The 20,245-nt window shown below is 65.4% G+C and carries 21 protein-coding genes and 1 pseudogene; 10 read left to right on the top strand and 12 right to left on the bottom strand.

Annotated elements, in window-relative coordinates:
• Positions 1 to 2: 2 nt before the first annotated feature.
• Together rfbA and AC1MHZ_RS18545 are read left to right on the top strand one after the other, a co-directional pair.
• The gene (gene rfbA, locus AC1MHZ_RS18540) at positions 3 to 884 is read left to right on the top strand and encodes a glucose-1-phosphate thymidylyltransferase RfbA (protein WP_368830210.1); all 882 of its coding nucleotides are present in this window, start codon (positions 3 to 5) and stop codon (positions 882 to 884) included.
• 187 nt (positions 885 to 1,071) lie between these two features.
• Positions 1,072 to 1,419, top strand: a complete 348-nt coding sequence (locus AC1MHZ_RS18545) for a ComEA family DNA-binding protein (protein ID WP_084854938.1) — start codon at positions 1,072 to 1,074, stop codon at positions 1,417 to 1,419.
• Between the two features lie 46 nt (positions 1,420 to 1,465).
• On the opposite strand, the gene AC1MHZ_RS18550 is transcribed toward AC1MHZ_RS18545, so the two are convergent.
• Positions 1,466 to 1,633 carry a DUF2897 family protein gene (locus tag AC1MHZ_RS18550; protein ID WP_084854939.1) on the bottom strand — a complete coding sequence of 56 codons (168 nt, stop codon included), beginning with the start codon at positions 1,631 to 1,633 and terminating at the stop codon, positions 1,466 to 1,468.
• A gap of 182 nt (positions 1,634 to 1,815) precedes the next feature.
• Here AC1MHZ_RS18550 and pyrF point away from each other — a divergent pair, with 182 nt between their 5' ends.
• The gene (gene pyrF / locus AC1MHZ_RS18555; protein ID WP_084854940.1) at positions 1,816 to 2,517 is read left to right on the top strand and encodes an orotidine-5'-phosphate decarboxylase; all 702 of its coding nucleotides are present in this window, start codon (positions 1,816 to 1,818) and stop codon (positions 2,515 to 2,517) included.
• Positions 2,518 to 2,704: 187 nt separating this feature from the next.
• On the opposite strand, the gene AC1MHZ_RS18560 is transcribed toward pyrF, so the two are convergent.
• Positions 2,705 to 3,706, bottom strand: a complete 1,002-nt coding sequence (locus AC1MHZ_RS18560; RefSeq protein ID WP_324817731.1) for an NADP-dependent oxidoreductase — start codon at positions 3,704 to 3,706, stop codon at positions 2,705 to 2,707.
• 235 nt (positions 3,707 to 3,941) lie between these two features.
• Between AC1MHZ_RS18560 and AC1MHZ_RS18565 the strand changes: the two genes are divergently transcribed.
• Positions 3,942 to 4,703, top strand: coding sequence for an SDR family oxidoreductase (locus AC1MHZ_RS18565; protein ID WP_224458331.1), 762 nt, complete (start codon positions 3,942 to 3,944; stop codon positions 4,701 to 4,703).
• Positions 4,704 to 4,706: 3 nt separating this feature from the next.
• Here the strand turns inward: AC1MHZ_RS18565 and AC1MHZ_RS18570 are convergent, their stop codons facing one another.
• Together AC1MHZ_RS18570 and AC1MHZ_RS18575 are read right to left on the bottom strand one after the other, a co-directional pair.
• Positions 4,707 to 5,552 carry a lipopolysaccharide kinase InaA family protein gene (locus AC1MHZ_RS18570; protein ID WP_416767734.1) on the bottom strand — a complete coding sequence of 282 codons (846 nt, stop codon included), beginning with the start codon at positions 5,550 to 5,552 and terminating at the stop codon, positions 4,707 to 4,709.
• Positions 5,553 to 5,813: 261 nt separating this feature from the next.
• The gene (locus AC1MHZ_RS18575; RefSeq protein WP_416767732.1) at positions 5,814 to 6,983 is read right to left on the bottom strand and encodes an MFS transporter; all 1,170 of its coding nucleotides are present in this window, start codon (positions 6,981 to 6,983) and stop codon (positions 5,814 to 5,816) included.
• Between the two features lie 306 nt (positions 6,984 to 7,289).
• Between AC1MHZ_RS18575 and AC1MHZ_RS18580 the strand changes: the two genes are divergently transcribed.
• From AC1MHZ_RS18580 to AC1MHZ_RS18590, 3 genes and pseudogenes are all read left to right on the top strand, one after another.
• On the top strand, positions 7,290 to 8,687 hold the full coding sequence (locus tag AC1MHZ_RS18580) for an aminotransferase-like domain-containing protein (RefSeq protein ID WP_482966774.1): 1,398 nt from the start codon (positions 7,290 to 7,292) through the stop codon (positions 8,685 to 8,687).
• Positions 8,688 to 9,754: 1,067 nt separating this feature from the next.
• Positions 9,755 to 9,931: pseudogene (locus AC1MHZ_RS18585) on the top strand (HAMP domain-containing protein); the annotation flags it as partial.
• 204 nt (positions 9,932 to 10,135) lie between these two features.
• Complete coding sequence (locus AC1MHZ_RS18590) at positions 10,136 to 10,840, top strand: methyl-accepting chemotaxis protein (RefSeq protein ID WP_482966785.1); 705 nt, start codon at positions 10,136 to 10,138, stop codon at positions 10,838 to 10,840.
• Positions 10,841 to 10,992: 152 nt separating this feature from the next.
• Here the strand turns inward: AC1MHZ_RS18590 and AC1MHZ_RS18595 are convergent, their stop codons facing one another.
• Entirely contained in the window at positions 10,993 to 12,183 is a 1,191-nt protein-coding gene (locus AC1MHZ_RS18595; RefSeq protein WP_084854947.1) for a benzoate/H(+) symporter BenE family transporter, read from the bottom strand.
• Between the two features lie 144 nt (positions 12,184 to 12,327).
• On the opposite strand from AC1MHZ_RS18595, the gene AC1MHZ_RS18600 reads away from it, so the two are divergent.
• The gene (locus AC1MHZ_RS18600; protein WP_084854948.1) at positions 12,328 to 12,930 is read left to right on the top strand and encodes a glutathione S-transferase family protein; all 603 of its coding nucleotides are present in this window, start codon (positions 12,328 to 12,330) and stop codon (positions 12,928 to 12,930) included.
• A 127-nt stretch (positions 12,931 to 13,057) separates the two neighbouring features.
• On the opposite strand, the gene AC1MHZ_RS18605 is transcribed toward AC1MHZ_RS18600, so the two are convergent.
• The 5 genes from AC1MHZ_RS18605 to AC1MHZ_RS18625 all read right to left on the bottom strand — a co-directional run bounded on the left by AC1MHZ_RS18605 (position 13,058) and on the right by AC1MHZ_RS18625 (position 15,820).
• The gene (locus tag AC1MHZ_RS18605) at positions 13,058 to 13,429 is read right to left on the bottom strand and encodes a glutaredoxin family protein (protein ID WP_084854949.1); all 372 of its coding nucleotides are present in this window, start codon (positions 13,427 to 13,429) and stop codon (positions 13,058 to 13,060) included.
• 62 nt (positions 13,430 to 13,491) lie between these two features.
• Positions 13,492 to 14,037 (bottom strand): GTP cyclohydrolase I FolE, encoded by a 546-nt coding sequence (folE, locus tag AC1MHZ_RS18610; RefSeq protein WP_084854950.1) that lies wholly within the window; start codon positions 14,035 to 14,037, stop codon positions 13,492 to 13,494.
• 70 nt (positions 14,038 to 14,107) lie between these two features.
• Entirely contained in the window at positions 14,108 to 14,668 is a 561-nt protein-coding gene (locus AC1MHZ_RS18615; RefSeq protein ID WP_084854951.1) for a Smr/MutS family protein, read from the bottom strand.
• A 182-nt stretch (positions 14,669 to 14,850) separates the two neighbouring features.
• Positions 14,851 to 15,171, bottom strand: a complete 321-nt coding sequence (locus AC1MHZ_RS18620; protein ID WP_084854952.1) for a hypothetical protein — start codon at positions 15,169 to 15,171, stop codon at positions 14,851 to 14,853.
• Between the two features lie 58 nt (positions 15,172 to 15,229).
• Positions 15,230 to 15,820 carry a cysteine hydrolase family protein gene (locus AC1MHZ_RS18625; RefSeq protein ID WP_084854953.1) on the bottom strand — a complete coding sequence of 197 codons (591 nt, stop codon included), beginning with the start codon at positions 15,818 to 15,820 and terminating at the stop codon, positions 15,230 to 15,232.
• Positions 15,821 to 15,998: 178 nt separating this feature from the next.
• On the opposite strand from AC1MHZ_RS18625, the gene prmB reads away from it, so the two are divergent.
• Entirely contained in the window at positions 15,999 to 16,907 is a 909-nt protein-coding gene (gene prmB / locus AC1MHZ_RS18630) for a 50S ribosomal protein L3 N(5)-glutamine methyltransferase (protein ID WP_465001842.1), read from the top strand.
• A 119-nt stretch (positions 16,908 to 17,026) separates the two neighbouring features.
• On the opposite strand, the gene AC1MHZ_RS18635 is transcribed toward prmB, so the two are convergent.
• Positions 17,027 to 17,815, bottom strand: coding sequence for a hypothetical protein (locus AC1MHZ_RS18635; RefSeq protein ID WP_482966775.1), 789 nt, complete (start codon positions 17,813 to 17,815; stop codon positions 17,027 to 17,029).
• Between the two features lie 112 nt (positions 17,816 to 17,927).
• On the bottom strand, positions 17,928 to 18,890 hold the full coding sequence (locus tag AC1MHZ_RS18640) for an alpha/beta hydrolase (protein ID WP_482966776.1): 963 nt from the start codon (positions 18,888 to 18,890) through the stop codon (positions 17,928 to 17,930).
• 231 nt (positions 18,891 to 19,121) lie between these two features.
• Here AC1MHZ_RS18640 and aroC point away from each other — a divergent pair, with 231 nt between their 5' ends.
• Positions 19,122 to 20,213, top strand: coding sequence for a chorismate synthase (gene aroC / locus AC1MHZ_RS18645; protein WP_084854957.1), 1,092 nt, complete (start codon positions 19,122 to 19,124; stop codon positions 20,211 to 20,213).
• The last annotated feature ends 32 nt before the right edge of the window (positions 20,214 to 20,245 follow it).

Genomic DNA, 20,245 nt, shown 5'->3' on the forward strand with positions numbered 1-20,245 from the left:
CAATGAAACGTAAAGGCATCATTCTGGCGGGTGGTTCGGGTACTCGTCTTCATCCGGCGACCTTGGCAATTTCCAAGCAATTGCTGCCGGTCTACGACAAGCCGATGATCTATTACCCTTTGACCACGCTCATGTTGGCTGGGATTCGGGACATTCTGATCATCTCGACTCCGCAGGACACGCCGCGTTTCGAGCAGTTGCTGGGGGGCGGGGAGCAGTGGGGTTTGAATATTTCCTACGCTGTTCAGCCTTCACCCGATGGCTTGGCGCAGGCGTTCATCATTGGTGAAGACTTCATCGGCAACGATCCATCGGCGCTGGTGCTGGGCGACAACATCTACTACGGCCACGATTTCCAACATTTGCTGAGTAACGCGGGCAAGCGTACCAGCGGCGCCAGCGTGTTCGCTTACCACGTGCATGACCCGGAGCGTTATGGCGTGGTCGAATTCGATGCCAATGGCAAGGCCATCAGCCTCGAAGAAAAGCCTGCTCAGCCGAAGTCCAGCTATGCCGTGACCGGGTTGTATTTCTATGACCAAGATGTGGTCGAGATCGCCAAGGGCATCAAGCCATCCCCACGTGGCGAGCTGGAAATCACCGATGTGAATCGCACCTACCTGGAGCGCAACAGCCTGTCCGTGGAAATCATGGGACGTGGCTACGCCTGGTTGGATACCGGTACCCATGATTCGCTGCTGGAAGCGAGCCAGTACATCGCAACCATCGAACGCCGCCAAGGCCTGAAAGTGGCCTGCCCTGAAGAGGTCGCATTCCGTCAGGGCTGGATCGGTGCCGAGCAGCTCGAGGCTCTGGCCGCACCGCTGGCCAAAAACGGCTATGGCCAATACCTGAAGCGCCTGCTGCAAGAAAAAATCTACTGATCCCGAACGCCCCATTCCCACTTCCTGTACGACCTTTCCCCAGGAAGTGGGACACACGCCGTAACGTCTAAATCTCGTAACCATTCCCCCTCACGCACCGCTATCCCACCGCCTCCTGAAGGGCTAAGTTGTGTCGGGCAGCCAGGAAATGCTGCCTCGTCATTCAACCTCACAGGAGTGCTACTCAATGCGCAACACCATCCTTTCCTACCTGCTCCTCCCGCTGTTCACCGGCCTGTCCTTCTCGCTCAGCGCCGCGCCCAACGCAAGCCCAGCGCCTGTCACCGAGCTGTCCGCCACCCAGGTGGTGACGGCTGCAGTGGAGTCTCAACCTGCCAAGCTCGACCTGAACACCGCCGACGCCCTGACCCTGCAGAAGGAACTCAACGGCATCGGCAAGGCCAAGGCCGAGGCGATCGTGGCCTACCGTGAGGCCCACGGGCCGTTCACGTCGGTGGATGAATTGCTGGAAATCAAGGGTATCGGCAACGCGCTGCTCGAGCGCAACCGCGACAAGTTGGTGGTAGCGGAGTAACCGGTAGGGGTGATGGCCGGTCCGCTGGGTCGGCCATCAAGGAGCATCAGCGGTCTTTCGCCTCTTTGGCGTCCATTTCGGCATTGCGTTCGTGGATTTTCTTCAGCTGTTCTTCGGTCAAGGGCAGTTTCTTGGCCGTGTCGCGCAGCAGCAACAGGCCACCCACGATCGAGCCAAGGGCTATGATCAGTATCAACCAGGCATACCAGGGCATGATGTTCTCCTTGCAGACCGTGGAGGGCAGCGCTCCTTCAGTTTCGAGCCTGCCGTGTATCCGTTGGTTCAATTATAGGAGCGACCGGGTGCCGGGCCAATTCTCGTGACCCGTGGCCCCCAAAGGTGGTGCCACTTCGTTTACAATGCGCGCCGTTTTCGACTTGCCAAGAGACCCTGCCCATGTCCGCCTGCCAGACGCCCCTGATCGTCGCCCTGGATTTCCCTACCCGTGAGGCCGCCCTGAAGCTGGCTGACCAGCTCGATCCTGCCCTGTGCCGGGTGAAGGTCGGCAAGGAGCTGTTCACCAGCAGCGCGTCGGGCATCGTCGAGACGCTGTGCGAGAAGGGCTTCGAGGTGTTCCTCGACCTCAAGTTCCACGATATCCCCAACACCACGGCGATGGCGGTCAAGGCTGCGGCCGAGATGGGGGTGTGGATGGTCAATGTGCATTGCTCCGGTGGCCTGCGCATGATGGCGGCCTGCCGTGAAGAGTTGGCCAAGCGTAGCGGGCCGCAGCCGCTGCTGATCGGCGTGACGGTGCTGACCAGCATGGAGCGTGAAGACCTGGCCGGTATCGGCCTGGATGTCGACCCGCAGGAGCAGGTGCTGCGCTTGGCGGCGTTGGCCGAGAAGGCGGGGATGGACGGGTTGGTGTGCTCGGCGCTGGAAGCACCGGCGTTGAAGGCGGCGCACCCGTCGTTGCAACTGGTGACCCCGGGGATTCGCCCGGCGGGCAGTGCGCAGGATGACCAGCGGCGGATCCTGACGCCGCGCCAGGCGTTGGATGCGGGGTCGGATTACCTGGTGATCGGGCGACCGATCAGCCAGGCGGCGGACCCGGCGCAGGCGTTGGCGGCGGTGGTGGCTGAGATTCGCGGTTGATTGTGCGGGGCGGGCCGCGTTGCGGCCCAATCGCGGGGCAAGCCCGCTCCCACAGGGGCAGCGCCGGCCGCGGGTTCTGCGACAGCGCAGCCCACAGGTAGGGTGCCTGCCATAGACATATGGCCGACTCGGCCTCTGTAGGAGCGGGCTTGCCCCGCGATCAGGCCGGCACCGACGGACACATGCCTCAAACCTTGAGCACAAGCTTCCCGAAGTTCTCCCCGCTGAACAGCTTGAGCAGTGTCTCCGGGAAGGTCTCCAACCCTTCCACCACATCCTCCTTGCTCTTCACTTCGCCACTGGCCAGCCAGCCGGCGATCTCCTGGGCGGCCTTGCCGTACTCCTTGGCGTAGTCCATCACCACGAAGCCTTCCATCCGTGCGCGGTTCACCAACAGCGACAGGTAGTTGGCCGGGCCTTTGACGGCGTCCTTGTTGTTGTACTGGCTGATGGCCCCGCAGATGATCACGCGGGCTTTGAAGTTCAGGCGGCTGAGCACGGCGTCGAGGATGTCGCCGCCAACGTTGTCGAAGTACACGTCCACGCCTTTGGGGCATTCGCGCTTGAGGCCGGCCAGCACGTCTTCGGCCTTGTAGTCGATGGTGCCGTCGAAGCCGAGCTCCTCCTTGAGGTAGCGGCACTTCGCTTCGCCACCGGCGATACCGACCACACGGCAGCCCTTGAGCTTGGCGATCTGCCCGGCAATGCTGCCCACCGCGCCGGCGGCGCCGGAGATGACCACGGTTTCGCCGGCCTTGGGCTGGCCGACGTCGAGCAGGGCGAAGTAGGCGGTCATGCCGGTCATGCCCAGGGCCGAGAGGTAGCGGGGCAGGGGGGCCAGGCGTGGGTCGATCTTGTACAGGCCCTGGGGTTCGCCGGTGAAGTAGTCCTGCACGCCGAGCGGGCCGTTGACATGGTCGCCGGGCTGGAAGCCCGGGTGCTTGGAGGCGATCACTTCGCCTACGCCCAGGGCGCGCATCACCTGGCCCAGGGCCACGGGTGGGATGTAGGACTTGCCTTCGTTCATCCAGCCGCGCATGGCTGGGTCCAGGGAGAGGTAGAGGTTCTTGACCAGCACCTGGCCTTCGGCGGGCTCGGCGGCGGGAGCTTGTTCGTAGGTGAAGTCGTCGCGGCGTACGGCGCCGACGGGGCGTCTGGTCAGCAGGAAGCGGCGGTTGGTGTGGGCCATGGGGGTTCCCTTGGGTTTGGGGTTGGCAGTGCCGGCGCAATCGCGGGGTTGTCCCGCGATCGGGGCTATCACGATTCTTCGATCCAACCCACTTGATAGCCCCAAGGGGTTCTTCGGAGCAAGCACCACATCCGCTGTAAATACATCCTGATCCACCTGGATGATCCTGCTGCCCAGCGGCCGTATGATCTGTCTAGACTCCCCCTGCACAACAACCAGCATGCAGGAGCCAGCAATGAGCATGACCTTTTCCGGCCAGGTTGCCCTGGTCACCGGTGGCGGGGCGGGGATCGGCCGGGCGACGGCGCTGGCGTTCGCCGGCGAGGGCTTGAAGGTGGTGGTGGCCGACCGTGATGTGGCCGGCGGCGAAGCGACCGTGGCGCTGATCCACGAGGCGGGTGGGCAGGCGCTGTTCCTGGCGTGCGACGTTACCCGCGAGCGCGAGGTGCAGGCGCTGCATGAACAGGTCATCGAGGCCTATGGTCGCCTGGACTATGCCTTCAACAACGCTGGCATCGAGATCGAGAAGGGCCGCCTGGCCGAGGGCAGCGAGGCAGAGTTCGACGCGATCATGGGGGTGAACGTCAAGGGCGTGTGGCTGTGCATGAAGTACCAGTTGCCGCTGATGCTGGCCGCCGGTGGCGGGGCCATCGTCAACACAGCCTCGGTGGCGGGGCTGGGCGCGGCGCCGAAGATGAGCATCTACAGCGCCTCCAAGCATGCGGTGATCGGCCTGACCAAGTCAGCGGCGATCGAATACGCCAAGAAGGGCATCCGGGTGAATGCGGTGTGCCCGGCGGTGATCGACACCGACATGTTCCGCCGCGCCTACGAGGCAGACCCGCGCAAGGCGGAGTTCGCCGCGGCGATGCACCCGGTTGGGCGCATTGGCAAGGTGGAGGAGATTGCCAGTGCGGTGTTGTACTTGTGCAGCGATGGGGCGGCGTTTACCACCGGGCATAGCCTGGCAGTGGATGGTGGGGCCATGGCCATCTAAGAATCAGTACTGGGCGTTGACGGTGCCTGTGAGAAAGATATCGCGACGCTCCAATCGTCCGATGTCCTGGTGCTTGGCAATCCGGTATACCCGCTCGAATGCCTCCCGGTCGATATGTGGAAAATAGTGTGAGAGGGCTTGTTCCACCTGGGTGTCGTAATCGGCTTCGGTGATGTAGCGATAGACTTCGCGGAAATAGAAGAACCCGAACTGGAAGCCCAGCGTTTCACCAAGGAAGTCTGTTGGGACGTGGAAGCTATTTTCCAGATCGATGGCTTGGGGCTGGGCGTCAGGTTGGGTTGGCAACATGATATTGGCAGCCCATAGGTCCATATGAGTAATGCCCAGGCTATGGAGAGCGTGCAGCAACTCGAAAGCAGCCCGGATTATGTTGTCGATCGCCTCTGGGCTCTGACGCAGTATGGCCAGCCCATCGTGATATTCATCCAGGTGTTGGGTAATCAGGAACAGGTCCTGCACCAGCCCGAGCTTGGAGCGGCTATAGCCATACCCTACCAAGGGGGGGACACGAGCGCCGCGTCGCGAAGCCTCTTGTGTGTTGATCAGTTCCTCGATCGGCCAATCGAACATGCCATTGCGTTTTGGGCGACCTCTTTGCACGCGCCATTTCTTCTTCAGTGAGTCGAGCTTTTCACGCTTGGTGAAGAATGCTCGCTCCGGGCAATCGAGAGGAGTGCTGATGCGTTTGCTGCGGCTGGCCTGGTCGATCAACCGCTCGAGAGCATGTCGGGTATGGGGACGCAGAGGGGCTTTGAAATGCAGAGTGGTGCGTTGGTGCTTCACGACATGCGGAAAATCATTGGACCATTCTGGGGTATTGCGGACCACGCTACATCCTTGTAAGTATCAAAAGGCCATCATTCCTTGGAATGTTACAGTTATTTCACCTTTTTGTTGCAAATTTAAATTTACATGCGCCCCTGTCCATGGCTGTCCTCTCGGCGTTGTTCGATGTTGTAGGAGCGGCCTTGTCCCGCGATTGGGCCGGGCCTGCCTTCGCGGTGGTATGGCACGGGCTTCGCCCGTGATCGCGGGCAAGCCCGCTCCCACAGGGGCCCTGCTGCCCATTGGATTACCGTTGCCCTGGGTCTACAAGGGCTGCGCTGCCTTACGAACAGCGCTAGCGCGCATCGACATCATCAATGCCAGGCCAACCGCCACGCACCCCAGCAACAACGCCGCCCCAAACACCACCAACGCCGTCCGCGAACCGAGCCGGTCACTGAGCACGCCGGTAAAGATCACCGGCAAACTGAACCCCAGGTAGGCCAGCAGGAAGAACCCCGCGCTGGCGCGGGTCTTCTCGGTGCCAGCCAATTGGTTCACCGCCGCTAGCCCACCCAGGTAGATGAACCCGTAGCAGGCGCTGCTGGCCGCCACTGCGCCGGCCAGCACGGCCAGCAGATGCCCGCTGTCGGCGCCCCAGGCCAGCAGGGCATAGCTACACGGCAGGATCACCAGCCCCAGCAGGGTGGCGCGGGCGCTGGGCAGGCGGCGGGCCATGGGCTGGAACAGCAAGCCGCAGCTGATCACGCAGAACGTGGAGAACCCCGACCAGGCACTCAGGCCGTGTTGTCGCAGGATGCCGGGCAGCAGGGCGATCACCAGCCCGACACAGGCCCATGCGAGCAGGATGGCCAGCCCGTAGGCCAGGCTGCCGGCGGGATAGCAGGGCAGGCGCAGCATGGCGCTGCGTTGTGCGGGCCGTGGGTCGGGCAGGCGCCAGACGAGCGCGAGGGCGAGGGCGGCGAGGGCCAGCTGCAGGTGGAAGCTGCCGGGCGTCAGGGTCGGGCCGCTCAGCAGGAACAGGCTGGTCAGCGCAGCGCCAAGGCCGAAGCCCAGGGAGGTGCTGGCGGTGACCCAGTTGGCGGCGCGGCCGGTGTCGCCGCCGGCCATGAGTTCGCCCATATAGGCGGTGGCGGTCGCCGAGGCCAGTCCCGTGCCAAGGCCGAGGAACAGGCGGGCGATGCCCAGGGTCTGCAGCCCGGGGGCTAACAACATCAGCACGGTGGCGACCATCGACAGGGCCAGGGCGGCGAGGATCAGCGGGCGTCGGCCGATGCGGTCGGCCAGGCCGCCGAGGGCCAGCAGTACCGGCAGCACACCCAGCACGTAGCCGGAGAACGCCACCGCGGTGGCGGCTGCGCCTTGCCCGGAGAGGTCGGCGTAGGCGATGTACAGAGGGGCCTGGAGGTTGACCGCCAGGGTGATCAGGCAGAGGGCGAAGGCCAGGCGGGCCGGGGCTGAACGGGTGGGCATCGGGGTATCCTTCACGGGTTGTCTGTTCGGGCCTAATCGCCGGCAAGTCGGCTCCCACCGGTCCTGCGCTGACGCCGCTATACCTGTGGCTGGCTTGCCAGCGATAGGGGCGGGCCAAGCAACCAAGACAGTTGCTCCCACAAGGTCCGGTGTGTACCCCGCCTGGGTGAGCGCCGCTTCTGTGGGAGCCGGCTTGCCGGCGATTGGGCCGGTAGGGGCACAGTGCCCCCAGCCCAAACCACCCACAAGACACACGGCCACCCCATTTATGCTTAACTGTTCGCCAAAAAACAGCGAACACTTGCCATGCCCATCCACTTGGACCGCCAATCCACCACGCCTCTGGTGCAACAGCTCACCGACCAGCTCCAGGCCTGGATCGAACACCAGCGCCTGCGCCCCGGCGCACGCCTGCCCTCCATCCGCACCCAAGCGCGCACACTAGCGGTCAGCGCATCCTGCGTGATCGAGGCCTACGACCGCCTGGTTGCCAGCGGCTGGCTGGAGGCGCGCCACGGCACCGGCTTTTTCGTCGCCGAGCGCAAACCCGGGCTCGCGGTCGAGGACACCCAGCCCTGGGGCGAGGCCGGTGACGGCAGCTGGCGCCAGTTTCGCGAAGGCCACGACGAGCTGCTCAAGCTTGGCTGCGGCTGGCTGCCCGGCGCCTGGCGCGCCAACGCCGAGCTGGCCCAGGCCATACGCCAGGTCAGCCGCGGCAGCGTAGAAGACCTGTTCGACTACTGCCCACCCCTGGGCCTGGCCAGCCTGCGCCAGCAGTTGCACAAGCGCCTGGCCCGCCTGGACATCCCCGCCGGCCCGGAGCGCATCCTCACCACCCAGGGCGCCAGCCACGGCCTCGACCTGCTGGTGCGCACCCTGTTGCGCCCGGGCGACGCGGTGCTGGTGGAAAGCCCCGGCTACTACAACCTGTTCAACCTGCTGCGCCAGCACCAGGTGCGCATGCTGCCGGTGCCGCGCACGGCCAGCGGCCCGGACCTGGAGGCCCTCGAGCGGCTGTTGGCCGAGCATCGCCCGCGCTGCCTGTTCATCAACAGCCTGTACCACAACCCGACCGGTACCAGCCTGACCCCCAAGGTCGCCTATCGCTTGCTGGAGCTGGCCCGGGAACATGACCTGCGGATCGTCGAGGACGACCTCTACGCCGACTTCCAGGACGGCCCGGCCACCCGCCTGGCCACCCTCGATAGCGAGCAGCGGGTGATCTACCTGGCCAGCTTCTCCAAGACCTTGAGCAGTTCCCTGCGGGTCGGCTACCTGGTGGCCGACGCCGCGTTGATCGCCCGCCTGGCCGAATTGAAGATGGTCACCGGCATCGGCACTTCGCGTTTTGCCGAGCAGGTGGTGGGACAGATGCTCGCCACTGGCAGCTACCGCAAGAGCGTGCAGCGCCTGCGGGTGCGCCTGGGGCAGCACATGGCCAAGGTGCTGGGGCAACTGGAGGCGTTTGGCTGGGAGGTGTTCTGCGAGCCCTATGGCGGCATGTTCGTCTGGGCCCGGTCGCCGGGGCGAGGTTTCGCCAGCCTGGAGCGCATCGCCCTGGAACACGCGGTGTTGCTGACGCCGGGCAGTGCCTTCGACCCAGAGGGTGCGCCCAGTGACTGGCTGCGGATCAACGTCGCCTACGGGCAGGACCAACGGGCCCAGGCGTTCTTTCGGCACGCAGGGCGACCTTCAGCATGCTGAAAGCGACAGGGTCATAGCTATTTGACACCATTGTGAGGGTTGGGCCTTGTGGACAGAGGCCAGCTGTTGCCACTCTTGGTCGATAACAAAAGGGCTGCTTTGCAGCCCATCGCGGGGCAAGCCCGCTCCTACAGGGTTCGCGCATTCCTGTAGGAGCGGGCTTGCCCCGCGATGGGCCGCACAGCGGCCCTAAAACGCAGGGGGAAAAGGCAATGAGGGCAACCCAACACGGTGTTCTGGCCAACCTGGGCATGGCCCGCAAGCTCGGCCTGGGCTTTGCCCTGGTCCTGCTGCTGACCCTGGCGGTCGCCGCCATCGGTATCTTCGCCCTCCACGGCGTCGGCCAGCGCTTCGACAGCCTGCGCCAGATGAGCCAGTTCAACACCGACCTGCTCAAGCTGCGCCAGCATGAGCAATCCTTCGCCCTGCGCTCGGACATCAAGGAAGCCGAAGCCCTGCGCAACGACCTGAAAAGCCTGGTCGAGCGCGCCGGCAGCCTGCCCGCCCTGGCCGCCGCCCAAGCCGACCTCAGCGCCTACGGCCAGGCCTTCGACGTCTTCGTCGAAGCGGTGCAGGCCAAGGAGTTGGCGCTGGACATGGCCAGCTGGTCGGTGTCCAGCGTGGCCAACAACCTCGATGTGCTGCAGATGGGCCTGGCCGACGACGGCACCTATACCCTCAAGCAGTCCCAGGGCCAGCAGGGCAGCGAGTTCCTCGAGCAGGCCGGGCAGGTAGCCCAGGTGTCGCGGCTGATGCTGCAGGCCATGGACGAGGCGCGGGTGCGCCTGGAGCAGGGGCGCAAGGGCGAGGAGGCGGTCAACGAAGGGCGCATCGCCCAGACCGTCGAGGCCGGCGCGCTGGTCGAGCAGCTCAAGGGCTCGGTGGCCGATGCCGGTTACCAGAGCGTGCTAGGTGAAGTGGCCGGGCACATCGCCAGCTTCTCGGAAAAGCTCAACGAATACACCGACCTGCTGGCCAAGGAGCAGGGCATCAAGGCGCAGCTTCAGGCCCGCGCCGAACAGGTCACTGCGCGGGTCGACCAGGCCTACGCCGCCCAGGAGCAGGCCATGCAGGGCGAGCTGGCCCGCAGCACCGTCGCCATCGGCCTGGCCACGGCCTTGGCGCTGTTGGCCGGCGTGCTGGCCGCCTGGTTGATCACCCGTGCGGTGGTCGGCCCGCTCAAGCGTGTGATCGCCCGGGCCCAGCGCATCGCTGCGGGCGATCTGGCGATCGACACCGAAACCACCCGGCGCGACGAAGTCGGCCAGCTGACCCTGGCCATGCAGCAGATGGCGGCGGGGCTGTCCGGCATCGTCAGCGGCCTGCAGCAGGGCATCGAACAGTTGGCCGGCAACGCCCAGGCGCTGTCGGCGGTCACCGAGCAGACCAACCGCGAGGTGGGCAGCCAGAAGGAAGAAACCGAGCAGGTGGCCACGGCCATGCAGCAGATGACCGCCACCGTGCACGATGTGGCGCGCAATGCCGAGGAGGCCGCCCAGGCCGCGCAGAGCGCCGACGACAAGGTCGAGTCCGGCCAGCAGGTGGTGCGCCAGAGCATGCAGCGCATCGAGCAGCTGGCGGCGGCGGCGGAGACGGCCAGCGCCAGCATCGACAGCCTCAGCGACGAGATCCACACCATCGGCGATGTGCTCGAAGTGATCAAGAGCGTGGCAGAGCAGACCAACCTGCTGGCGCTCAACGCGGCCATCGAAGCAGCCCGGGCCGGGGAGCAGGGCCGTGGCTTCGCGGTAGTGGCCGATGAGGTGCGGGCCCTGGCCCGGCGCACCCGGCAGTCCACCGAGGAGATCGAGCGCCTGGTCGCCAGCCTGCGTGGCAATGCGGCCCAATCGGTGGCGCAGATCCGTGGCAGTACCGAGCTGGTGCGCCTGGCGGTGGCCGACGCCCTGCACACCGAAAGTGCGCTGGGCAGCATCGCCGCAGCGGTTTCATTGATCCAGCAGATGAACCAGCAGATCGCCGCGGCGGCAGAGCAACAGAGTTCGGTGGCCGAGGAAATCAGCCGCAGCGTCACGCAGATCCGCGGCAGTGCCGACCAGGCGGCGTTGGCCATGCAGGACAATGCCCGGTCCAGTGTGGCGCTGGCGCAGTTGGGCGATGAACTGAAAGGGATGGTGGGGCATTTCCGGCTGTAAAGCGCAGACACGTCCTCTGTAGGAGCGGCCTTGCGCCGCGAAAGGGCCGCAAAGCGGCCCCCCGACATTCTGTGCCATGGCGCAGATCCTGGGGCCGCTTCGCGCCCCTTTCGCGGCGCAAGGCCGCTCCTACAAAGGGATTTGCGTGGGTTTCAGGCCTTGCGTGGGCTCAGGATCAGCAAGGTCAGCACCCCCGCCACGATCCCCCAGAACGCCGAGCCGATGGAAAACAAGGTGAACCCCGAGGCCGTGACCATGAAGGTGATCAACGCCGCCTCCCGCTCGCGCACCTCGCCCATGGCCACGCTCAATCCGTTCATGATCGAACCGAACAGCGCCAGCGCGGCGATCGACAGCACCAGCTCCTTGGGCAGCGCCGCGAACAGTGCCGCCAACGTGGCCCCGAACACGCCGGCGATGCCGTAGAAGATCCCGCACCACACCGCGGCGGTGTAGCGCTTGCTCGGGTCTTCATGGGCATGTGGCCCGGTACAGATCGCCGCGCTGATCGCTGCCAGGTTGATGCCATGGGAGCCGAACGGCGCCAGCAGCAGCGAGGCCAGGCCGGTGGCCGAGATCAGCGGCGAGGCCGGTACCTGGTAGCCGTCGGCGCGCAGCACGGCCACGCCCGGCATGTTCTGTGAGGTCATGGCCACCACGAACAACGGGATGCCGATGCTGATGGTCGCCGCCAGCGAGAAGCTCGGGGTGGTCCACACCGGCTTCGCCACCTCCAGGTGGAAGCCGCTGAAGTCCAGCAGGCCCAGGGCGCCGGACAGCGCCGTGCCCACCAGCAGCGCGGCCAGCACGCAATATCGCGGCGACAGGCGCTTGACCACCAGGTAGCTGAAGAACATGCCCAGCACCAGCACGGTGCGGTGCTGGGCGGCGACGAAGATCTCGCTGCCGATCTTGAACAGGATGCCAGCCAGCAAGGCCGAGGCCAGCGACGCCGGGATACGCCGCACCAGGCGCTCGAAGCTGCCGGTCAGGCCGCAGACCAGCACCAGCACTGCGCAGGTGATGTAGGCGCCGATGGCCTCGCCATAGCTGACCCCGCCCAGGCTGGTGATCAGTAGCGCCGCGCCCGGAGTCGACCAGGCGATGGTCACCGGCGTGCGGTAGCGCAGCGACAGGCCGATGCTGCACACCGCCATGCCGATCGACAGGGCCCAGATCCATGAGGAGATCTGCGCATTGGTCAAGCCTGCGGCCTGGCCGGCCTGGAACATCAGCACCAGCGAGCTGGTGTAGCCGGTGAGCATGGCGATGAAGCCGGCGACGACGGCTGACGGGGAACTGTCTGCCAGGGGGCGCAACGGCGCGGAGGTGGCATCGGTCATGGAAAAGTCCTTGTAAACGTGTAAGCAGTTTTTTCAGCGTACCGTGACCCGGCGCAATGCTTGCCATACAGCAACCATTGCATTTAGCCGTACAGTCGCCAACTATTGGGCACGATTGCGCAACTGCACGAGAGGGAAGGGGTGATGTACAAGGTCTATGGGGATTACCAGTCGGGTAACTGCTACAAGGTCAAGTTGATGCTGCACCTGCTGGGCCGCCCTTACACATGGCATCCAGTGGACATTCTCAAGGGCGAGACCGAGACGCCCGAGTTCCTGGCCATGAACCCCAACGGCAAGGTGCCGGTGCTGCAGCTAGAGGACGGTACCTGCTTATGGGAGTCCAACGCCATCCTCAACTACCTGGCCGACGGCAGCGAGTTCCTGCCCAGCGAACCGCGCCTGCGCACCCAGGTGCTGCAGTGGCAGTTCTTCGAGCAGTACAGCCATGAGCCCTACATTGCCGTGGCGCGCTTCATCCAGTTCTACCTGGGCTTGCCGGATGAGCGTGTGGAGGAGTATCGCAAGCTGCACAAGGGCGGCTACAAAGCGCTCAAAGTGATGGAGCGGCAGCTGCAGATGACGCCATACCTGGTGGGAGAGCAGTATTCGATCGCCGATGTGGCGTTGTACGCCTACACCCATGTGGCCCATCAGGGTGGGTTCGACCTGGCCGAGTACCCGGCGGTGCAGGCCTGGCTGGCGCGGGTGGCGAGCCATCCACGGCATGTGCCGATGGTCGATTGACCCAGGCTGTTGTGTTGCCTGTGCTGGCCCTATCGCCGGCAAGCCGGCTCCCACAGGTTCGGTGCAGGTATCCCCTGTGGGAGCCGGCTTGCCGGCGATAGGGCCGGTACAGGCAGCTGCAGGCTGGTCAGATCGCCGAGAACCGCTTGTCCAGGTAGGCGATGATGTCCTTGGACTCGTACATCCAGGTCACCTTGCCCGCTTCCTCGATCCGCAGGCACGGCACCTTCACCCGGCCGCCGCCCTCAAGCAGGGCCTGGCGGTGTACCGGGTCGTTCTTCGCATCGCGCAACTGCACCGGCACGTTCAGGCGGTGCAGGGTGCGGCGGGTCTTGACGCAGAACGGGCAGGCATGGAACTGGTACAGCGCGAGGCCCTTGGCCTCCTGCTCGACACGGGCCTGGGCCGCGGCGTCGCGCTTGCGCTTGGCCGGGCGGCTGATCCAGTCGCCGAACACGATGAGCTGGCCGAGGCCGACCCGCAAGGCTTTGACGATCATGGGCAACTCCTGAAGACATGAAAAAGCCGACCCCCAAGGGTCGGCTCGCAATCACCGGCCGATCACTTGATCAGGCTGAGGAACTCGCTGCGGGTCGCCGCATTGCTGCGGAATTCGCCGAGCATCACCGAGGTGATCATGGTCGAGTTCTGTTTTTCCACACCGCGCATCATCATGCACATGTGCTTGGCCTCGATCACCACGGCCACGCCGGCGGCGCCGGTCACCTGCTCCACGGCCTCGGCGATCTGGCGGCTGAGGTTTTCCTGGATCTGCAGGCGGCGGGCGAACATGTCGACGATGCGCGCGACCTTCGACAGGCCCAGGACCTTGCCCTTGGGCAGGTAGGCCACATGGGCCTTGCCGATGAAGGGCAGCATGTGGTGTTCGCACATCGAGTACAGCTCGATGTCCCGGACCAGCACCATCTCGCTGTTGTCGGAGGTGAACAACGCGCCGTTGGTGACTTCTTCCAGGGTTTGTTCATAACCGCGGCAAAGGTACTTCATGGCCTTTGCGGCCCGCTTGGGCGTATCGAGCAGCCCTTCGCGGGAGACGTCCTCGCCGAGCTGGCTGAGGATCTCGGTGTAGTTCTGTTCCAGGGACATGGATCTACCTGTGGGGATTAATCGCAAAGACGAAGGGTACGGCGGCCAGGGCCATGCTGCAAGCACGGCGTCACTCGTCGCGGCCTTCGAGCATGGTCCGCTTGAGCATCACGTACACCGCGCCCGTGCCGCCGTGGCGGGGCTGGCAGGAAGCGAAGCCGAGCACCTGCGGGTGCTGGCGCAGCCAGGTGTTGACGTGGCTCTTGATCATCGGGCGCTTGCCATCCAGGCGCGCGGCCTTGCCGTGGGTGACGCGTACGCAGCGCACTTCCAGCTTGGTGGCTTCGGCGATGAAGTCCCAGAGCGTCTCGCGGGCCCGCTCCACGGTCATGCCGTGCAGGTCGAGGCTGCCTTCGAAGGCGATCTGGCCGAGCTTGAGCTTGCGGATCTGGCTTTCCTGCACGCCGTCGCGACGCCACATCAGCTCGTCCTCGGCGCCCACATCGATGACGAATTGGTCGGACAGGCCGTCGATCACCAAGGGCTGGTCGCTGCGCACCGTCGCGGCCTGGCGCAGGCCGGCCAGCTGCTTGCGGTCGGCCTTGGGCTTGCCGACATCGGCGCGGTCGTGCTTGATCGGTTTCACGCCGCGGATCTCGGCCCGGAACAGGGAAAAATCGTCGTCTTGCATGCTGCCTCCACGTGGGCGGCGTAGTGTACGCGAAAGCGCTTGTATGTAGGAGCGGCCTTGTGCCGCGAAAGGGCTGCGAAGCGGCCCCAGGATCTGGGCCGCAGCATAAATTGCTGGGGCCGCAGCGCGGCCCTTTCGCGGCACAAGGCCGCTCCTACAGGGGGAAGCCGGTGATCACACCGTCAGTCGTGCTTTTTCATCAGGTGCGGCGCCAGGTTCAGCCCATGCCCACGGCGCAGGCGGATACGGCTGCGCCGCCAGAAACGCACGCCCAGGTACAGCAGCACCAGCCCGCCGACCGTGAGCGTCACGGCCAGGGGGCGATTGGCATTGAGTTCGGCCAGGGCATCGTAGTTGCCCAACAGGCCGGCGATGCCGGCCATGGCCAAGAGGATTCCCAGGGTCGCCACCAGGGCGGACAGGCCGGCCGCCAGGCGCGCGCCCCAGTTGCGCGGCTCGCGCTGGCGCAGGCGCTTGGCGTCGAAACTGCCTTTGAGCTTCATTCCGATGTCCTCTGTGGGTATCCGGAATTCGACCTGGGGTCGGCCCTTGGGTTCCGCCTCAGATCAGGCTGGCGGTCGGGGCGACGCAGGCGAAGTTGTCGGCCATCACGGCCATTTCGCACTGGTGGATCTGTGCGGCCGGGATGACCGTATCCTTGAAGGCCAGATCGCGGGTGGTGGAGGCATCCTCGACCAGGGTGCAACGATAACCATAGTCCTTGGCGCGGCGTACGGTGGTGCTGACGCTGGAGTGGCTCATGAAGCCGCAGACGATCAGGTCCAGGTGGCCCAGCTCCTGCAGCGTCTCGTGCAGCTTGGTGTTCTTGAACGCGTTGGGCATGCGCTTTTCGATGACGATTTCGCCTTCGCGCGGCTCAAGGCCCGGGATGAACTCGCCACGGGCGCCCTGAGGGTCGAACAGGCCGCCGACGGTGCCCAGGTGGCGGACATGGATGATCGGACGGCCGGCTTTGCGTGCGGCGTCGAGCAACCGGGCGATGTTGGCCACGGCCTCGTCCATGCCCGACAGCGCCAGGGGACCGCTGAGGTACTCCTTTTGCGCATCGATGATGATCAGGCTGGCTTGGCCCAGCTTGGCCGGCGGGTAGTCGCGGCCGCTGAGGCGGAACATCGTGGTTGGAACGGACATCAAGGGCTCCTTGGGTAGGGCTTTTGTATACCTATTCTCCCCTGCAACGGCGACAATGTGAATGGTTGACATTGCAGGCGGCATGGTTACTGGCTTCTGGCTACCGGCGGAGGATTCCGGGGGAACATTTGCGGCGGCGGGCTGTTAGACTTTTGTACTGTCTGAAAAGGAGTCCCCCGTGATCACATCCCGTCTGCGCACCCTGCGCGACCATATCCGCTGGGCGGTCAGCCGCTTCCATGAGCACGAGTTGTTCTTCGGCCACGGTGCCGACAACGCCTGGGACGAAGCCCGCCTGTTGGTGCTGGGGGCCGTGCACCTGCCGTGGGAAGTGGCCGACAGCTACCTGGATTGCCAGTTGGAAGATGACGAGCGGGTGCGCCTGCAGCACCTGCTCAAGCGTCGTATCGAAGACCGCGTGCCTACGGCCTACCTGCTGGGCGAGGCGTGGTTCTGCGGTATGTCGTTCCTGGTCGATGAGCGTGTGCTGGTGCCTCGTTCGCCCATCGGCGAACTGCTCGAGAAACGCCTGGAGCCCTGGCTGGCGGCCGAGCCGGCGCGCATCCTCGACCTGTGTACTGGCTCCGGGTGTATCGGCATCGTCGCCGCCGACGTGTTCCCCGAGGCTGAAGTGGTGTTGGCCGACCTGTCCTTCGAGGCGTTGGAAGTGGCCAACCAGAACATCGAGCGCCATGGCCTGGAGGAGCGGGTCTACACCGTGCAGGGCGATGGCTTCGCCGGGCTGCCGGGGCAACGTTTCGACCTGATCCTGTCCAACCCGCCGTATGTCGATGCCGAAGACTTCGCCGACATGCCGGCCGAGTACCACCACGAACCCGAGCTGGGCCTGGCTTGCGGCAACGACGGCCTGGACCTGGTGCGGCGCATGCTCGCCGAGGCGGCCGACCACCTGACCGAGAAGGGGCTGTTGATCGTCGAGGTGGGCAACAGCCAGGTGCATGTGGAGGCGTTGTACCCCGAGGTGGACTTCGCCTGGCTGGAGTTCGAGCGTGGCGGGCATGGCGTGTTCATGCTGACGGCCGAGCAGTGCCGGCAGCATCGGGAGCTGTTCCGCTCCAGGGTGTGATGAAGTGGGGCTGCCTTGCAGCCCTTTCGCGGCACAAGGCCGCTCCTACAGAAGATCGCATCCCCTTGTAGGAGCGGCCTTGTGCCGCGAAAGGGCCGCAAAGCGGCCCCCGTACACGCTCAGCGCGTAGCGATCCAGATCAACAACCCGGCCTGGAACACCGCGAACGCCACCAGGCAGGTGATGGTAAAGCGCAGCCCGCTGTCCTCGCGCCGGTACTTGGCCACCCGCTCATCGCGCTCGCGCAGTTGCGCTTCCTTCTCCAGCAACTGCTGTTCGGCCTGCTGCAACATGCCCGCCGCTTCGAGGATGTCGACGCGCTGCACCTTCTCGCCGTTCCAGCTGCCTTTGAGCTGCCCCACCGGGGTCTCCACGATTCGCGCCTTGAGCAGTTGCCCGTCGGCGTATTCCACGTCCAGGCCCGCGCCGCGCAGCACATGATCACGACGCAGGCGGCTGTCTTCGTTGAGGGCGTCCTTGCTCGGTAGGCTCATGCCTTGGACTTGGTAATGCGACCAGCGCCGCTGCAGCCATTGCACCGCCTGGCCGAGCAGGAAGCGGCCCAGGCCGCGGTTCAGCGGCTCGAGCTGCAGCCCGCTGTCGCCGCCGATGCACACCAGGCGCTGATCGTGGTCGACACGGATGTCCAGGTGGTTCTGTTCCTTGCGCACCTTCTGCCCAGGCAGGCGGATCACCAGACGCAACAGGCTGTGTTCCTTGCTGTGGCGTTCGGCATGGCCAAATTCGACGAAGCGCAGCGGCCGCGCGCCGCTGGTGCGTTCGGTGGGCAGCGGCGCCAGGCGCAGCAGCTGGAAGTGTTCCGGGGCCAGGTCTTCCCAGGGCAGCGGGGCGCTTTCAGGGGCTTGTGGCTCTTCGTCCGCCTCAACGGCGGCGGGGGCGTCGGTCATCAGGGGTGTCCTCGAATGCACGGTGGGCGGGATACGGGGCCGCAACGCGGCCCCGAAGCACCGCCTCGATAACCCCCGTTATCGGCAGCGAAAACGACTTCCTGAACCCGATCTACTCCCGTGCCACCTGGCGAACGAACGCGACGATCCGTTCCCCCAGCTCCCGGGCCAGCGGCAGCGCTGGGTTGCGGTAGCTGTCACGCTGCTGGCTCATGTCCCGAGGGCTGATGCGCAGCATGTGGTTCATGCCCTCGATCACCACCAACTGCGCATCGGGCTTGGCCGCCTTGAGGCGCTCGGCGTCAGCGACCTCCACCTGCACGTCGTTGCGGCCCTGGAGGATCAGTGCTGGCATTGGCAGGCGGGCGAAGGCCGCCGCCGGGTCCTGGCGCAACAATGAGATCAGGTACGGCTGCACGCTCGGGCGGAACACCTCGCGCAGCGGCGCGGGCACGTCGAGGGTGGTCTGCCCGGCCTGTAGCCGGTCGATCACGGCATTGCCCTGCGCCAGTTGCGCAGGCGGCAGGCGCTGGGCCAGCTGTTCGCGCAGCACGTCCGCCACCGGCCTGCCGCTGCCGGCCACGGTGATCACCGCGCTGGCGCCGGCCTGTTCGGCAGCCAGGCTGGCGATCAGCGCACCTTCGCTGTGGCCGAGCAGGATCAACGGGCCGAAGCGCGGGTCAGCCTTGAGCATTCGGCCCCAGGCCACGACATCGGCTACGTAGCGCTCGACGCTGAGGTCGCGCTCGTCGGGGGTGGCCGGCTGGCTGGCGGCCACGCCGCGCTTGTCGAAGCGCACGCTGGCGATGTGCTCGCCGGCCAGCAGCAGGGCCAGGCGCTTGAGGTTGTCCAGGCGGCCGCTGGCGGGGTTGTTGCCATTGCGGTCGGTGGGGCCGGAGCCGGCGACGATCAGCACCACCGGTGGCGGCGTCTGCTCCTGGGGCAGCAACAGGCTGCCATGGAGCACGCCCTGGCCGGTGTCCAAGTCGATGGGGCGTTGCAGGACAGTGGGGGCGGCGGCCTGGGCGAGGCTGGTGCACAGCAGCAGGAGGAGGGCGGCGAGGCGCGACATCATTGGGCTACTACTTGGAGGGATGTCGGTTGGACCGGGGGCTTGGCGGAAGGTTCTGGTTCGGTGTTCGCCTGTACTGGCCTAATCGCGGGGCAAGCCCGCTCCTACAAGCGCTGCGGTAAACCTGTGGGAGCGGGCTTGCCCCGCGATTGGGCCAGTACAGGCAACCTATCCAGCGGAGTTTTCCGTATACTGCCTGCCTCCTTCAAATTCAGGCAGATTCGCGGAGCGTCCATGTCCGGCAATACCTACGGCAAGCTGTTCACTGTCACCACCGCTGGCGAAAGCCACGGCCCGGCGTTGGTCGCCATTGTCGATGGGTGCCCGCCAGGCCTGGAAATCACCCTGGGCGACCTGCAGCATGACCTCGACCGGCGCAAGCCGGGCACCAGCCGGCACACCACCCAGCGCCAGGAAGCGGACGAAGTGGAGATTCTCTCGGGCGTGTTCGAAGGCCGCACCACCGGCTGCTCGATCGGCCTTCTGATCCGCAATACCGACCAGAAGTCCAAGGACTACTCGGCGATCAAGGACCTGTTCCGCCCGGCCCACGCCGACTACACCTACCACCACAAGTACGGCCTGCGCGACTACCGCGGTGGTGGCCGCAGCTCGGCCCGCGAGACTGCCATGCGCGTGGCTGCCGGAGCCATCGCCAAGAAGTACCTGGCCACCCAGGGCATCCGCGTGCGCGGCTACATGAGCCAGCTGGGCCCGATCGAAATCCCGTTCAAGAGCTGGGACTCGGTGGAGCACAACGCCTTCTTCAGCCCCGACCCAGACAAGGTGCCGGAACTGGAAGCCTACATGGACCAGCTGCGCCGTGACCAGGACTCGGTCGGCGCCAAGATCACCGTGGTCGCTGAAGGCGTGATGCCGGGCCTGGGCGAGCCGATCTTCGACCGCCTGGATGCCGAGCTTGCCCATGCGCTGATGAGCATCAACGCGGTCAAGGGCGTGGAAATCGGTGCGGGCTTCGCCAGTGTCGCCCAACGCGGCACCGAGCACCGTGACGAGCTGACCCCGCAAGGCTTCCTCAGCAACAACGCAGGCGGCATCCTCGGCGGCATTTCCTCTGGCCAGCCGATCGTCGCCCACCTGGCGCTCAAGCCGACCTCCAGCATCACCGTGCCCGGGCGCTCCATCGATATCGAGGGCAACCCGGTGGAGGTGGTCACCAAGGGCCGTCACGACCCGTGCGTGGGCATCCGCGCCACGCCTATCGCCGAGGCGATGATGGCCATCGTGCTGATGGACCACCTGCTGCGTCACCGAGCACAGAACGCCGACGTGAAGGTGAACACCCCGGTGCTGGGCCAGCTCTGAGAACGGTGTTCGTCAGTCAGGTACAGGTTGCC

The organism is Pseudomonas sp. FA-1 (assembly GCF_056856075.1).

Bases quoted from the DNA above. Each gene is read 5' to 3' on its own strand.
- rfbA (WP_368830210.1), top strand. From the start codon at position 3: ATGAAACGTAAAGGCATCATTCTGGCGGGTGGTTCGGGTACTCGTCTT.
- AC1MHZ_RS18545 (WP_084854938.1), top strand. From the start codon at position 1,072: ATGCGCAACACCATCCTTTCCTACCTGCTCCTCCCGCTGTTCACCGGC.
- AC1MHZ_RS18550 (WP_084854939.1), bottom strand. From the start codon at position 1,633: ATGCCCTGGTATGCCTGGTTGATACTGATCATAGCCCTTGGCTCGATC.
- pyrF (WP_084854940.1), top strand. From the start codon at position 1,816: ATGTCCGCCTGCCAGACGCCCCTGATCGTCGCCCTGGATTTCCCTACC.
- AC1MHZ_RS18560 (WP_324817731.1), bottom strand. From the start codon at position 3,706: ATGGCCCACACCAACCGCCGCTTCCTGCTGACCAGACGCCCCGTCGGC.
- AC1MHZ_RS18565 (WP_224458331.1), top strand. From the start codon at position 3,942: ATGAGCATGACCTTTTCCGGCCAGGTTGCCCTGGTCACCGGTGGCGGG.
- AC1MHZ_RS18575 (WP_416767732.1), bottom strand. From the start codon at position 6,983: ATGCCCACCCGTTCAGCCCCGGCCCGCCTGGCCTTCGCCCTCTGCCTG.
- AC1MHZ_RS18580 (WP_482966774.1), top strand. From the start codon at position 7,290: ATGCCCATCCACTTGGACCGCCAATCCACCACGCCTCTGGTGCAACAG.
- AC1MHZ_RS18590 (WP_482966785.1), top strand. From the start codon at position 10,136: ATGACCGCCACCGTGCACGATGTGGCGCGCAATGCCGAGGAGGCCGCC.
- AC1MHZ_RS18595 (WP_084854947.1), bottom strand. From the start codon at position 12,183: ATGACCGATGCCACCTCCGCGCCGTTGCGCCCCCTGGCAGACAGTTCC.
- AC1MHZ_RS18600 (WP_084854948.1), top strand. From the start codon at position 12,328: ATGTACAAGGTCTATGGGGATTACCAGTCGGGTAACTGCTACAAGGTC.
- AC1MHZ_RS18605 (WP_084854949.1), bottom strand. From the start codon at position 13,429: ATGATCGTCAAAGCCTTGCGGGTCGGCCTCGGCCAGCTCATCGTGTTC.
- folE (WP_084854950.1), bottom strand. From the start codon at position 14,037: ATGTCCCTGGAACAGAACTACACCGAGATCCTCAGCCAGCTCGGCGAG.
- AC1MHZ_RS18615 (WP_084854951.1), bottom strand. From the start codon at position 14,668: ATGCAAGACGACGATTTTTCCCTGTTCCGGGCCGAGATCCGCGGCGTG.
- AC1MHZ_RS18620 (WP_084854952.1), bottom strand. From the start codon at position 15,171: ATGAAGCTCAAAGGCAGTTTCGACGCCAAGCGCCTGCGCCAGCGCGAG.
- AC1MHZ_RS18625 (WP_084854953.1), bottom strand. From the start codon at position 15,820: ATGTCCGTTCCAACCACGATGTTCCGCCTCAGCGGCCGCGACTACCCG.
- AC1MHZ_RS18635 (WP_482966775.1), bottom strand. From the start codon at position 17,815: ATGACCGACGCCCCCGCCGCCGTTGAGGCGGACGAAGAGCCACAAGCC.
- AC1MHZ_RS18640 (WP_482966776.1), bottom strand. From the start codon at position 18,890: ATGATGTCGCGCCTCGCCGCCCTCCTCCTGCTGCTGTGCACCAGCCTC.
- aroC (WP_084854957.1), top strand. From the start codon at position 19,122: ATGTCCGGCAATACCTACGGCAAGCTGTTCACTGTCACCACCGCTGGC.